At 48.5% G+C, this 14,133-nt stretch carries 12 protein-coding genes; 3 read left to right on the top strand and 9 right to left on the bottom strand.

The genetic code is table 11. The annotated features are described in order from the left end of the window. Positions 1-19: 19 nt before the first annotated feature. The 9 genes from C558_RS0117180 to C558_RS0117140 all read right to left on the bottom strand — a co-directional run bounded on the left by C558_RS0117180 (position 20) and on the right by C558_RS0117140 (position 10,842). On the bottom strand, positions 20-772 hold the full coding sequence (locus C558_RS0117180) for a class I SAM-dependent methyltransferase (RefSeq protein WP_018757528.1): 753 nt from the start codon (positions 770-772) through the stop codon (positions 20-22). A 102-nt stretch (positions 773-874) separates the two neighbouring features. Then, positions 875-2,299 (bottom strand): amino acid permease, encoded by a 1,425-nt coding sequence (locus C558_RS0117175; protein ID WP_018757527.1) that lies wholly within the window; start codon positions 2,297-2,299, stop codon positions 875-877. Positions 2,300-2,409: 110 nt separating this feature from the next. Beyond that, positions 2,410-3,681 carry an MFS transporter gene (locus C558_RS0117170; protein ID WP_018757526.1) on the bottom strand — a complete coding sequence of 424 codons (1,272 nt, stop codon included), beginning with the start codon at positions 3,679-3,681 and terminating at the stop codon, positions 2,410-2,412. Between the two features lie 14 nt (positions 3,682-3,695). Then, positions 3,696-4,808, bottom strand: a complete 1,113-nt coding sequence (locus tag C558_RS0117165) for a transglutaminase domain-containing protein (protein ID WP_018757525.1) — start codon at positions 4,806-4,808, stop codon at positions 3,696-3,698. 19 nt (positions 4,809-4,827) lie between these two features. Continuing rightward, the gene (locus C558_RS0117160) at positions 4,828-7,182 is read right to left on the bottom strand and encodes an S-layer homology domain-containing protein (protein ID WP_018757524.1); all 2,355 of its coding nucleotides are present in this window, start codon (positions 7,180-7,182) and stop codon (positions 4,828-4,830) included. Between the two features lie 95 nt (positions 7,183-7,277). Then, on the bottom strand, positions 7,278-8,195 hold the full coding sequence (locus C558_RS31260) for an alpha/beta hydrolase (protein WP_211220773.1): 918 nt from the start codon (positions 8,193-8,195) through the stop codon (positions 7,278-7,280). A gap of 682 nt (positions 8,196-8,877) precedes the next feature. Beyond that, positions 8,878-9,516 (bottom strand): bifunctional 4-hydroxy-2-oxoglutarate aldolase/2-dehydro-3-deoxy-phosphogluconate aldolase, encoded by a 639-nt coding sequence (locus tag C558_RS0117150; protein WP_018757522.1) that lies wholly within the window; start codon positions 9,514-9,516, stop codon positions 8,878-8,880. Positions 9,517-9,540: 24 nt separating this feature from the next. Beyond that, positions 9,541-9,867, bottom strand: a complete 327-nt coding sequence (locus C558_RS0117145; RefSeq protein WP_026263968.1) for a YnfA family protein — start codon at positions 9,865-9,867, stop codon at positions 9,541-9,543. A gap of 12 nt (positions 9,868-9,879) precedes the next feature. Beyond that, positions 9,880-10,842, bottom strand: coding sequence for an ROK family protein (locus C558_RS0117140; protein ID WP_018757520.1), 963 nt, complete (start codon positions 10,840-10,842; stop codon positions 9,880-9,882). 208 nt (positions 10,843-11,050) lie between these two features. Here C558_RS0117140 and C558_RS0117135 point away from each other — a divergent pair, with 208 nt between their 5' ends. From C558_RS0117135 to trpS, 3 genes are all read left to right on the top strand, one after another. Further along, positions 11,051-11,248, top strand: a complete 198-nt coding sequence (locus C558_RS0117135) for a hypothetical protein (protein WP_018757519.1) — start codon at positions 11,051-11,053, stop codon at positions 11,246-11,248. 82 nt (positions 11,249-11,330) lie between these two features. After that, the gene (locus tag C558_RS0117130; protein WP_425413949.1) at positions 11,331-12,629 is read left to right on the top strand and encodes an MFS transporter; all 1,299 of its coding nucleotides are present in this window, start codon (positions 11,331-11,333) and stop codon (positions 12,627-12,629) included. Positions 12,630-13,123: 494 nt separating this feature from the next. Continuing rightward, entirely contained in the window at positions 13,124-14,116 is a 993-nt protein-coding gene (trpS, locus tag C558_RS0117125; RefSeq protein WP_018757517.1) for a tryptophan--tRNA ligase, read from the top strand. Positions 14,117-14,133 lie beyond the last annotated feature (17 nt).

Below are 14,133 nucleotides of genomic sequence, written 5' to 3'. Positions count from 1 at the left end.
CCCTGCTCTTCTGGACTGATTAGGATCCCCAGAACACTTCTGTCTCATAATCGAAGGACACTTGACCACCCTGTTCGTTACGTTCAAATAATTCACGCAGGGCATCCATCATCGCATCGTAGCTCGGATCCCCTGGTACGGGAATGTAAGAGGAAGATAAAACTCGTCCCGCTAGCCCTTCTAAATCGAATAATTGATGATTCGGGAATCTTCCGATCTGCATATCCCCTGTTTCGAAAAATTGCACCAATGCATCAGGCGTAATATTTTTCTGCGTCACCGTCTTATAATCCGTACCGAACGTATGTAGAAACTGATCATATTCTTCCCGAAATGGCGTCCCCTGCGTCAGTCGATTGTTCCAGATCAGAACGATTTTTCCATTCGGCTTCAGAATACGCTGGAACTCTACCCGCGCTGCCGCCCGATCGAACCAGTGGAACGATTGCGCACAGACTATAAAATCGACAGAATGGTCCGGTAGCCCTGTCTCTTCTGCCGACCCTGGCACGGCACGGTAATTCGACTCTCCGCCAAGGTCCTTCTCGGCTGCTTCACGCATCTCCTTATTCGGCTCGACTGCAATCACTTGACTCCCTCGATCCAAGAGAAGCTTGGAGAAAATCCCTGTCCCTGCACCGACGTCCGCTACAACACAATCCTGTTTCAATCCAATGACACCGTACAAATAATCCATGACTGCTTGCGGATAACTCGGACGGTACAACACATACGTATCGACCCGGTTCGAGAACCGTTCCTTGCTATTCATAAGATCACGCTCCTTCACAGATCATCATTGCAGGTCAAAGCGTGAATGGCAACTTATAAAAAAGACGCCCCTTACGCGGAAGCGTCTTTCTCCTCTTCATTCTTACCGCCGGCGCATCTTCGCGATCTGCGGAAGGACCAACCCTAACGCAATCAAGAGACAAGCCGTTACAATGTTCATAATGAATTGGAAGTACCATTCGCTGGTATAGGCTTCAACCTTTGGGAACATCCCCATAATACAGGCGAATGCAGTGAAGATAAAGCACCATAGACCGATGATGAAACCCCATGTTTTATTTTTGACAAATTGGTATTCCGACTTGAACTTATCCGCCGCCTTCATGAGCGCCATGAAAGCAAGGAAGACGAATAAGTAACGAAGCGGCATGACGATGGAATTGAGGTCAAGCAGCCAGTTGTAGAGGGAATTCATGTTTCCGATCCCGAGCGCCGGAATGATAATCAGAATCCCGACCAAGATCCCTGTCATTATATAGCCATTCACCGGTGTGCCGCGGGAATTGGTCTTCATTAAGCCCTCCGGGATGTACCTGCGGTCCGCATCGCTCAATAATACTTTAAGCGGCGCGTCAATGGAGAACGCGAGGGCCGAGATCTGCGCGAGCGTATTCGCGATCGCATACAGAATCATGAGACCGTTGCCGAGTCCGTAATATCCCCCAAGGATCTGGAAGGCATAATACTGTCCGTTCATCTTCAGGTCGGCTGGAATGTTGTTCGAGTCGAACATCAGTCCCATCGCGAAGGAGCCGAGCAAGGCACAGATCGCAACCATAATTGCTAGTGCAATCATCCCCCGCGGGAATTCTCGTGCCGGATTACGCGTCTGATTGACGTAAGGGGAGATTTTCTCCGCTCCGCCAACCGCGAAGACGAGCATGGAGATCGTCGTGAAGTAGGCGAAATTAAAGTCAGGAATAAAGGTCTTGAACGTAATATTTGCCGTCGCAATCTTCGCCCCCGTCAAGGCTGGAGCTGTAATGGCAAGCAGTATGTACAGCAGTGACATAATGAAGACTGCAAGGCCTGCGATCGTGCCGATCCGCTTCAAGGAAGCAAGCCCATAAGATGCAATCCATAAGAATATCAGGAAGACGACAAGACACGCCGTTTGAATGAGAATGGGAGAATATTTCGACGTCAATCCACCCGTCCCTGTAAATGCCCAACCCAGTGCGATCAGAATCCCTTGCGGCTTCTGGGCCAAATATGGCACGTGAACCACCCAATACGTCCATGCGGCGAAAAAAGCAACGGTTGGACCCATCGTTTCTTTGATCCAGCTGCTGACACCGCCTTTCCCCTCCTTGAAGGTAGAGCCCATTTGGCCGACCATCAGCGCATAAGGAACGAAATATAACGCGATAATCAGAATCCATGATGTAATAACCGTTAGTCCCTGGTTTGCATAGTTGTTAACAACATTCCCGAATCCCCATACTGACACGAAGGCGATTAAGGCAACGTTGTACCAGCGTAGCTTTTTCTGTTCGATGCTATTCATTTGTTCTACGTCTTGCTCCTCTCTAAGATGTACCGTTTAGCCTAATTATTCTCCCCCTATCGTTTCCAATTCGCTATGAATTAAGCCACAACGGCACAAAAAAATCGGCCCTATAAGGACCGATTCATTGGAGCGGCTTGCTGAGGCTGCAGCTCATTGAACGATTGACGATACAAGTAACCAATACCCGTTGCCACTAAGCTTAATAACCCGCAAATAACGTAGATGGCTGCAATCCCGAACAGATCCGAGAGAACCCCAAGCACAACCACCGATATGCCAAAAATAAACGTATTGAGCGTAGACATCGCTGCGAGCACCTTCGGCAGCAGCTCTTCTTCCACGCTAAGCTGTCTGATCGTCGTAACGGCTACCGTACGCATTTCAACAAGCGGACCCATAAATAATGCGAGTGCTAGAGCAATCCAAGCGCTCGTCATATATCCGAAAATCAGGGTCAACACACCGTACCCGATCATTCCGATCATCATGGCACCGAAGCGGTTGCGGTTCAACCATGAACTGATCGCAACAATACACAGACCGCCAATAATCGCACCGATAAAGTAGGAGACATTGATATACCCCCACCACGTCTCATCGCGGTGAAGCACAGTCTTCACGTAAGCTAACAAGAATGCGCCTGCCCAGACCGAACCTGCTAACCCTTCTAAGAAATCCATGATGGCTAGCGACCGAAGCGCAGGACGTGACCAGATGATCAGCCAGCCCTCACGAAGACGCTGCCAAGCGCCTGCTTTAGGCGCCTCCTTAGATTCAACATCCGATGCCGACTTTTTCTCGCTCTTCCGCTTCGGTTCATGCACCATCGAAGTCATGAGGAACGCAAAGAAGTACATCACCGCGATACTAAGCAGGGTGTAAGGTCCCCCGAGCCAATTGAACACGATGGCACCACCGGCCCAGCCTGCGAGCTGAACGATTTGATTGGCTGTTCCGAACACGCCATTCGCCTTCAAGACATGCTCGGAATTGTCGAGCAGCCTCGGAATGAGGGCACTAGTAGCTGGCGAGGTCCAACCGTCAAGGAATGCCCAGACCATAATGAGGAGGAGCATTACCCAGAGCGTCTCTGGACTAAGCGACTGCCACGCATACCAGCCAATGATACAGAACAAAATGAACTGCAGGAATTGAGAGCTTTTTAATAAAAACGTTAATGGATAACGATCAAGCAGGAGCGGCGAGATGAGCCCGCTAATACTCTGACTGATCATTCTTACTAGTGGAACAAGTGCAGTATACGTTACCGAATTACTAATATGATACATGAGCGTAACGATCGTAATTGTCGCCATTACATCAGCGAGATTGGACAACGTCTGACCGAATACTAAATTTCTGACTGAACGATTAAACACGGAATCTATTCCTTTTATTTCAGAGTTATTTCGAGCAAAATATCACCCGTATTCTCAAAATCACGGTAGCTGTATCGAATGGACCCTTCGAATCCGCTTATATCTTGCAGCGCTTTACTGAGGTCATCAGATAGTGTTGCCTTGCGTGTGTAGCGTATTTTTACCGATGAATCCCCTGCACGCACAGCCTTCTCAATCTTCACAGATAGTGCCTTCACGGAAGAGACAATGTTCTCCGGATTCAAGTAAATATAATTCAGGTCAGTCTCCAGCTTGGTATAGAATGCACTGCGGCTCTGATCATCCTTCTTCAGCCGTTCTAGTGTCATGTCATAAGACTCAGCCGCTGCAGGATATACCTTCGTCCACTGATGATCCGCTCTAAGCTGCTTATCTGTACGCAAATAATAATTATAGCTAACTTTGCCCTTCTGGTCCGGAACAGGGTCATCCCAAGTCGTATCCAGGTGATACCACTTGCCATCGAGGTTCACGACATTCCATGCATGCAGTTGCCCCCCGGCCTTTCCTTCGGCAATCCGATTCGTAATTCCCGCTTCCTTCAGCATCCGATATGTCAATAAGGCATAACCTTGACAGACCGTCTTGCCTTCTTTCAATCCCAAATACGCTGTATCATTCTTCAGGGATGTGTCATAAGCCAAATTCAAGACGACCCAGTCGTGAATGGCTTTTACTTTCTCATGCGCGTTCATATTCTTGTTAATGATTGTAGGTAGTACACGCTTCACCGTACTTGTCACATACGCCGTCTGATCCGCGTCCTCACGGTACTCCATATAAATCGTAATGCTCGATGATAGCAACGAGCTTTTGTATTGATAGGAATATTGACGGACCATAAACTGAACGTAAGGATCCGTTGTAATGGCGTCCTGCAATGCCTTCTCGATCTTGGACTTGGATACACTCCCATTGATAGAGTAAGTCATGACCGTATCGCGGTTCAGCATCGACTGATAGATTTCCTTCGTAAGTCCTTCCATGGAATTCACCGTGGGCGTATCCACCGCCGCCGTGACAGGATTATTGATTACTTCAATCAGCGCAAAACTCAGCGTACTTGCGAACAAAATTTTAAAAATATGCTTTGCGAATCGAGGCACAACTCAACCCCCTTGTGAACTATCGTTGAATTTCAGAATCAATTCGTCCCTGAATTTCAACCAGCTTCATAATGGTCTCCGCTGCTTCTGCACGTGTGACCGTAGATTTCGGATAGAACTTGCCTCCGTCCGTGCTCATAATGCCTAATTTCAGCATAAGGGCAACGACACCTTTGTTCTGCACCTCAGCGGCATCCTGCAACTGCGTCACTTCCAAATCTTTGGATAAGAATTTCGCTAGTTGCTCGTATTGTAGTATACGAGAGACCGATTCGGCAAGTTGTTCGCGGGTTAATTCGGTCTCAGGTCTCAGAAATTCGGATGGATTTCCCTTCAACCATCCCTTGGAGATGAAGAAGGATACAGAGGAATAATAAGTGCTGTCGGATGTTATATCCTTGAAAAGCGGCTTATCATCACGGTTAGACGCATAAGACTGCACCGCATTGCTGATCCATTGTATCCAATCGCCGAGCTTGATCTTATCATTCGGTTTCACCAACCCATCGACATCCGATTTCAACACGCCAGCCTGAAGCAATTTTTTGAAAGCAGCCTCCGAAGTCGTGCCTTGGATATCTTTAGCATTCAACGCATCCTGGTTATTCCTTGCGTTATACCAGCCTGCTTCGAATTTACCTGTTATGGCGTTTAGAACAGTCTCATTCTCTGGGTTGAATTTTGGGCTATAGACAAGTCTTTGCTCTGATTTGATAGTTGGGTTTGCATTGATGTAGTCATAAGGCCCAACACGTGAATAACGAAGTTCCATCCCCAGATGATCCAAATACGTAGAACGCGCTTCTTCGGCAGACATGGATGGCTTAAGACCTTTCATGCCTTCTAGATTCAATGGTTGGATCGACGTCTCATAATTCACAAGCTCCCCACGACTGCCTAGCTCCATTCGGACGCTATTGACGTTCACCGGAATACCGTCCACAAATTGCTGGTACTCGAAGTGAAATCCTCCATTATCCTGCACATTCTGCTCTTTGGATGGGGTGCTCAGTTTCAAATTTGCCGCTGCATCTGGATAGAGAAGATTGATCCAGTAGTTCGCTTTTTTCTCTGCGTCCGCTAGGCTGATCTCCGGATTCTTCTTCTCCGCCTTATTCTCATTGCGGAACGACTTATAAGGATTGCCAATCGCTAGAATTTGACCCGTCGCTGCATGGATCCGTGCGATAAATTGATTATCGTATCCCCCATTTGGCCCCGTCCCCGCAGGGTTATCCCACGACAAGTACCACATCTTCACCTTCGGGTCATACCAATCATTCTGTATATGCTGATTCGTACGCGTATTAGCGGCAGGCGGCTTCATCACGTTCAACGCAATTTCTTTTGCCTGCTCATTAGTCAACTCGCTACCTTGATACGCTGCAAACTGCTTGGCTGTTGGTGTAATACTCTGATATGTATTTGGTTTCATATTCGCTTCTTTGCCGGTTGTCACATCGACAAATTTGCCGCTCTTCGCATCTAGAATACCATATTGGACATTCGTCGGTTGATAGGCGAGCATCATTTCCTTCGAAGGACCATAAGGCTCACCCACAGGCATATAGACGAGCTCCATTTTCAAACTCTCTGCATACAACGATTTCGCTTTCTCTGGCGTAATTGATGGAGTCCCCGATGGATAGCTCTGTTCCGATTTGGATCGGGAATAACTGAAGATGTTCCCTTCACCATCGATGGACACGTAAATCGTTTCTTCCGAAGGCAGCCCATTTACAGGGATGTTATATGCGAACGAATAACGCGTAGGTCCAAACAGGCTTGTGCCGTAATCATAATATGTTGAATCTTGCCCTTTCAGCTTCTGCATATCTACGTTTGGCGCTACACGCCCAACTAGCTTTTTCACGAGTTCTTCCGCTTGTTCTCTCGTGTAGGTCGGTGGATATTTCACCTTGTCTCTGCTCAGATCCGTCCATGGAGAGAAATCGACCTGCAATATTTCACCGGTCAGTGCATCGACACGACTGCCGAACCCGTAACCGTGATTCCCTACTTGATATTCCCATTGAATAGTCCAGACCATTTCATCGCGAGGCGGATAGACATTCGGATCCCCTAACGTAACGGACTGTACCTCAGCATCTTTAAATTGGGGGAAAAATTCTCTGATCTTTGCTACAGCCTGATCTTTGGTAATGGCAGGGTTTTTCTTCACTAATTTGTCCGTTGTGGCCTGGGTGTTACTACTTGCCGAAACCGAAATAGTGTCTGTTTTTACCGTCTTTTCATTTACGCCGTAACCTTCAGCCGCTGCAACTTGTTGCATTAGACATACACTAAGCGTCGTAGCAATAGCTGCTTTTCTAATCAGCACCGCTTGGCGATTTTTCTTTTGCCTCAATGTCATCGCTCCTCCTAATCGTATACCAGATATTTCCTTACATATCATGTTAAACGGTTGAAGAGGAGAAAAGTTCCTATAATTTCGTTATATCCCAGAAATTAGGACCTCTGAGCCATTCCGTGTTCCGAAGCCGTAGGGAAATGCTGTCGAAAAAATGGAATAACATGCCCCCAGAATTGATGATCTTTCTCCGAACAACTGTGACCTTTAATATCAATGAATAAATGCTCGACCTTCGTGCTGACATGATCAATAATGTATTGTAATTCTGAATGTGGGATAAACCCATCATGCCGAGAATGGATGAAGAAGACAGGAATCTTCGCGCCCTGCGCATTCCGATTGAGGACATGGATGACGTTCATTTTCTTGAACAGCTGTGGCGTGATCCGGGCACGGAGCAGCCAGATGAACATCACCATATAAGCGAGTGGAAACATAGGGACATGAATGCGGCTGCATTCCGATTGCAGCACGGTACGAAGTCGTATAGGCATCGAATCGGTGATAACCGCTTGAACGGAAAGACCGAGATCTAGGGCTAGAATTGCGCCCAACCCACCGAGAGAATGACCAACAACGCCGATCGCATCCTGCTGAACATCAGACCTAGATCGCACGTATTCAACGGCTGCCAGAAGATCATCACGAAACGTATAGGAGGAGGATGCCGGAATTTCTTCACTGTCGCCATGACAACGAACATCGAACAGGAAGACGGAGAACCCGGCATCATATAAGGGATCGACATACCGTAGGGAATATGCGCGATTCGAACCCCAGCCATGGACAACAATGATCGTCGGTGCCGTCATATGCGCCTGTGACGTGACATCACGACTCGGGATGAACCATCCGCAGCACTGTTTGTCGCTGCTACGGAACTTCACCTCTTCATAATGCTGCTTCGGTAATGCATCATTCACACGTCGAAGCGGCGTCTGCGTTCTCACCCCGAGCAACCACACCAGTACAAGTATGAGAGCCGCCACAAGAATTGCTACCTGTAAGATCATTATTCCCTGCATTCAAAGCACCTCCGACAGCACTTTCATGCCAATTAAAAGTACCTCTAGTGTTCCCCGTTTTGAAGAAAAAAGTGATGAAAACCCGGTGAGAAAGCTGCCCAGTGTCTCCTGCGTATTCCAAGTCTTGCGTGAAGCAGTTTCGTGCGGGGAATAACTGCAATTTTGCAGTTATTTCCGGTGGGGCGTGTCTTTACGAGCTAAATAACTGCATTATTACAGTTATTTCGGGTAGGCAGAGCCAATGCAAGCGAACTAACTGCGGTTATACAGTTATTTTGGGCGGGGAACGCCTCTGCGAGCGAAATAACTGCACTTTTGCAGTTATTTGGGGCGGGATGTGCCTTTATGAGCGAAATAGCTGCATTATTACAGTTATTTCGGGTAGGCAGAGCCAATGAAGCGAATTAACTGCACTTTTGCAGTTATTCGGGGTAGGTAGAGCCAATGCGAGCGAAATAACTGCATTAATGCATTTATTTTGGGTAGGCAGAGCCAATGCAAGCGAATTAACTGAACTTTTGCAGTTATTTGGGGCAGGGTGTGCCTCTGCGAGTGAAATAACTGCACTTTTGCAGTTATTTCGGCGAGCGGAGCGTGCTTTGCCACGCAACCATCTCAAAAAGACTTCCATATCCTCACGGACATGGAAGTCTCCACACTACCTGTCTATTCAAAGTGTCGTCTTAGCCGAATTCACATACTCCCGCGCATTCGCCGTCATCTGCTCGAAATCTCCGCTTGCGATCAGATCCGGTCGAACCAGCTTCGTACCGAGACCAACTGCAGCAGCGCCGGCCGCGAATGTCTCTGCAATGTTGCTCAGATCAACGCCGCCTGTTGCCATGATCGGAATATGATCGAGCGGCGCACGGATTTCACGCAGATAGGACATGCCGAGCGAAGCCATCGGGAACAGCTTCACCAGCTTCGCCCCAGCGTTCCATGCACGAACGATCTCGGTCGGGGTCATGACGCCGGGCCAGACATCCACGCCACGCTCAGCGCCGTAGGCGATCACCTGCTCATCTAGATTCGGTGAGATCAAGAACTGTGCTCCTGCAGCAATGGCTTCCTTCGCCATCGCTACATTTAAGACGGTACCGGCTCCAATATATGCTTGTCCGACGAACGAATCGCGCCATCTCGCAATAATCGGCAGCGCTCCAGCCGTATTCATGGTTACTTCCATAAAAGCAACGCCGCCATCGACAAGCGCCCGTGCGGCTGCATCCGCCTGATGGTCTGCAATGCCGCGGAAAATCGCGACGATGCGATGCTGTAATAATTGCGTCGTTAAATCCAACTCCACTCGTCCTCTCCTACCAAATCGTCCCTAAGATCGCGGGGCCCATAACATAATGGACACCCCGACAATACAAATGCCTGCGCCAACCCAGTCATATACGTCTGGTGTTTTCCGGTCCACGAGCCATCCCCATAAGACAGCAAGAATAATGAACACCCCGCCGTATGCTGCATAAACCCGGCCAAAGGAGGGGAATTTCTGCAGCGTCGGTATTACACCATAGGCGATAAGAATCGCCGACCCAAGGAGGCCATACCACATCGGTTTGGCCTCACGCAGCCATAACCAGACCAAGTAGCCGCCGCCAATCTCGGCGAGTCCTGCGATAATGAACAAAATAATAGCAATCATCATTGGAATTCGTTGCTATGCTTGCTTGGACACGCTGCTATTCGCGAATGCAGCACTTCCAATAACGCCGCCGTTATCGATAAGCTCTCCGACACGAATACTGAGGCGTTCCAGATACCCTTTGTAGACTGAACGTTGCAATTCTTCGCGCATAGGTTTGAGCAGACGTTCTCCTGCCATCGCGCCGCCCCCGCCAATCACAACGACATCAGGGCTGAACAAACTGATAGAATAAGCAAGGCCTTTTCCGAGCACCTTACCGGTATAGCTCATAATTTCAATGGCTAATGCATCACCAGCATCGTAGGCCTTCGACACTTCCGCTGCCGTCAATTCACCCTTCTCATAGACTTCACGTAGCGAGCTCTCACGTCCCGCAGCTAGCGCTTCCGTTGCTTGACGCGCAATCCCTGTAGCCGACACAACCGTCTCCAAGCAGCCCGTTAGTCCACAACCGCATGGCGTCTTCTCACCATCAATCGTTACGTGTCCAAGCTCTCCTGCCATATACCCGCTTCCATAGAACAGCTCACCGTTCGATACAGTCGCTGCCGCAAGGCCCGTTCCAATCGTAACGCCATGTACGACATTCGCACCTTTACCGGCACCTTTCATCGCTTCACCAAAAATGTACATCCGCACATCATTATCTATAAATACAGGTACGCCAATTTTCTCACTCAATAAATCTGCGAATGGAAGGTCTCTCCACTGCAAATTCGAGTTGAACGTGACATACCCTCTCTTCGGATCAATAAATCCAGGGATCCCTGCGCCAACTGCCTTCAATTCGCTGCGATCCACTTTCGCATTATTTAGCAATTCGTCGATCATCGATACCATTTTGTTCAGCACGTGGTCGCTGCCAAGATGCCGTTCGGTCGGCCGCTTAAGCGTTTGCAACAAGTTGTATTCCATATCGACCAGACCGCATACAATGTTCGTTCCTCCAACATCAATCCCAACCAAATAACTCACAACTTCTCCTCCTGCTCTCTAAAGGAAATAGATTCATATAATCTATCGATTATTATATCATATCGATTCCCGTGGATTCGGAAAATTCTTAATTTCGCCCCATTTGGAAAAGGATTATTAAGGTAAATGTCGGCAGCATTCTATATAATACTATTGTGATACTCGTCACACAATCTCGTTATCGAATTCATTTACGGGGGTTATTCTAGTGACCATTGTTGATATTAGTCAAATTGATGCATCGCTATTCATTACGATTGCCGTCTTCTTGATGGTAATTTGCCCACTGCTTAGCCTTGGGGTATTGCGGCTCTTTCAGGAGAGGAAGCGTGCTGGACTAACCTATATCGGGGGGTCCATTGCCGGCTATATTATTTTCCTCATCGTCATTAAATTGTTTTTCTGATTTCATCGATCAACTACATATTTTCAGATGACTTTATCCCACCCTCGTGCTTAGCATTCTGCGGCGCGCTGGTGGGATTTCTATTTTGTACCTTTCACTCGCGGTTGAGATTTTCCATCAATTTCACTATAATAGAACGGTTGTGCTGTTTACATCTAGAGGAGGATACATCATGAACAATGATTCCACATCAATGCAAACCTCGAGATTGCATTATTTCATTATGATTACAGTTATTATTGTGACGGGCGCGAGTCAGGGACTGCTGCTGCCGCTGCTAACGGTTCTGCTCGAGCATATGGGCGTCTCATCCGACTTGAACGGATTGAATGCGGCGATGCTCTATATCGGTATCTTCTCAACACTCTTTTTCGTGGAGAAATTATTAGCCTATTTCGGGTTCAAAAAACTCATTTCACTCTCATTGATGCTCGTCATCATTGCTCTAGCACTGTTTCCGATGTTTAAGAGTATTTGGATCTGGTTCGCGCTGCGCTTCTTAGTCGGTGTCGGCGACAGTGCGCTGCATTACGCATCCCAGCTCTGGGTGCTAACATCGAGTAATGAACAGAATCGGGGACGCAACCTTTCCTTCTATGGTATGAGTTACGGGATCGGGTTCAGCATTGGGCCGCTCGGCATGAATTTGCTGGTGTTCGGCGATTGGGTGCCTTTCGCAGCGATCGGCGTACTATGTACCATTGTGCTGCTCCTTATTGTGTTCATTCTGCCTGACTATCAGGTCATGGGGACAAAAAAAGATGCGCCTGTGCTGGAACGCCGCTATACACGGTCTTTCCAATGGGCATGGTTCGCACTCTTACCAGCATTCCTATACGGCTACACCGAAGCATCGATGAACAGCAGCTTCCCGATTTATGCGCTTCGGATTGGACTGGAACAGAACTGGATTTCCTTCCTTCTGCCGTTCTTCGGCATCGGAGGACTTATTCTGCAATTGCCGCTTGGCGTGCTAAGCGACCGGATTGGACGAAAAAAAGTGCTCATGGGCGCAGGATTCCTCGGTGGGATTGCGTTCCTGCTCATTCCGCTCTACGGTGCTAATCCGACGGCCATTCTGATCCTATTCATGATCGCTGGCGGCATGTTAGGTTCCTTCTTCTCGCTAGGACTTGCCTTCGCCGCAGATATTCTACCCAAAGCTTATCTGCCTTCGGCCAATGTCGTTGCCAGCTTCATCTTCAGTATCGGCAGCATTCTCGCACCGAACTTGGCTGGGATCGGCATGCAGCATATTTCCATTTCATCGCTCTTCTGGCTGCTTGGCGGTATCTTCATTGTGTTCGCTGCGCTAGGATTCATGTTCAAGTTGAAGCAAGCGGAGCAAGTACGCATACGCGAATCTGCACTTGACGTGTAGTCATTCGAACGCGTATGATACTGGAAATGGAAATAACTTACTGAACGACGTTGAAAAAGGGTAAGTAAAAGCGCGAATGTGGACTTGCAGAGAGCCGGTGGGAGCTGTGAACCGGTGTCCAGCGTACTTTGAATGGCCTTTGGAGTTGTCTCCCGAACCGTATCTACGAGAGTAGGGAGTACCGGGTTTCCCGCCGTTATCAAGGGAGCGATATCGATGAGCTGTGCCGGTGTTCGGCAATGCATCAGCGATTCCGTATCGTTAGAGCGGATCTGTCCTCCCATTTCCTGGGCGTGTGACGATTCATAAAGGTGGTACCACGAAGCTTTCGTCCTTTCTATAGGCGAAGGCTTTTTTTGTGCAATTTGACATGTTGAAGGAGGTGATGGTCATGGAAGATGGTTGGTGGTGGGCGTGGTTCGTTCGTTGCATATGTTATCACAATGAAAAAGGACACCAGCTGCGTGCTGATGTGTTCTTAAGGAGGAGCTTATATGACACAAGAACGCGTATTAACAGGAGATCGCACGACAGGCCGACTTCACCTTGGCCATTACGCCGGAAGCTTACAGAACCGTGTACAGCTGCAGCATCAATATGATACATTCATCATGTTAGCCGATGTGCAAGCTCTAACAACTCATTTTGACCGCCCCGAGATGATTCGGGAGCATGTACGCGAAGTTGCACTCGATTATTTGGCGGTGGGCATCGATCCGGAGCACGCGAATATTTTCATTCAGTCCATGATTCCGGAAATTGCTGAACTGACCGTATTCTTCTCGATGTTCGTGAAGGTGAATCATCTGCGTCACAATCCAACGATCAAAGCGGAATCTAGAGGTGGCTCATTCGACGAGCTCTATTACGGCTTTCTGGGATATCCGATCAGTCAGACAGCCGATATTACATTCTGCAAAGCAACGATCATCCCCGTCGGCGAGGACCAACTTCCGCATTTAGAAAGTTCACGTTACATTGTGCGGCGGTTCAACGAGCTCTACGGATCCGTGTTCCCTGAGCCTCAGGCCTTGCTGAGCAAGTTCCCACGACTCATCGGGCTTGACGGCAATGCGAAGATGAGCAAAAGTCTCGGGAATGCCATCGCCTTAAGCGCGAGTAACGAAGAGATTGCACTCAAGGTACGGAAAGCCGTGACCGACCCTGCACGGATTCATAAGAACGACCCGGGGCACCCGGAACGCTGTCCGATCTACCATTACCATCAAGCTTTTCGAGCGGATGAAGCAGCCGAAGTTCATGCTGCATGCGAGCAAGGCACCATTGGCTGTACGGAGTGCAAACATCGCATCACGAAAACCCTCCAAGATCTGCTTGGGCCTATGCGGGAGCGTCGAGCTGCCTATGAAGCCAAACGTGCATTCGTTGATGAGATGCTCCAGCATGGAACCGAACGTGCTCGCGGTATCGCGTGCCATACGATGGAGGAAGTACGTGAAGTGATGGGGATTCAATATTTTAAGTAAATAGATTGCAAGAAGGG

It is taken from the genome of Paenibacillus terrigena DSM 21567, from assembly GCF_000374845.1.
Lineage (GTDB): Bacteria > Bacillota > Bacilli > Paenibacillales > Paenibacillaceae > Paenibacillus_K > Paenibacillus_K terrigena.
This window is presented reverse-complemented; position numbering and strand designations above follow the sequence as displayed.

Bases quoted from the DNA above. Each gene is read 5' to 3' on its own strand.
- C558_RS0117180 (WP_018757528.1), bottom strand. From the start codon at position 772: ATGAATAGCAAGGAACGGTTCTCGAACCGGGTCGATACGTATGTGTTG.
- C558_RS0117175 (WP_018757527.1), bottom strand. From the start codon at position 2,299: ATGAATAGCATCGAACAGAAAAAGCTACGCTGGTACAACGTTGCCTTA.
- C558_RS0117160 (WP_018757524.1), bottom strand. From the start codon at position 7,182: ATGACATTGAGGCAAAAGAAAAATCGCCAAGCGGTGCTGATTAGAAAA.
- C558_RS31260 (WP_211220773.1), bottom strand. From the start codon at position 8,195: ATGATCTTACAGGTAGCAATTCTTGTGGCGGCTCTCATACTTGTACTG.
- C558_RS0117145 (WP_026263968.1), bottom strand. From the start codon at position 9,867: ATGATGATTGCTATTATTTTGTTCATTATCGCAGGACTCGCCGAGATT.
- trpS (WP_018757517.1), top strand. From the start codon at position 13,124: ATGACACAAGAACGCGTATTAACAGGAGATCGCACGACAGGCCGACTT.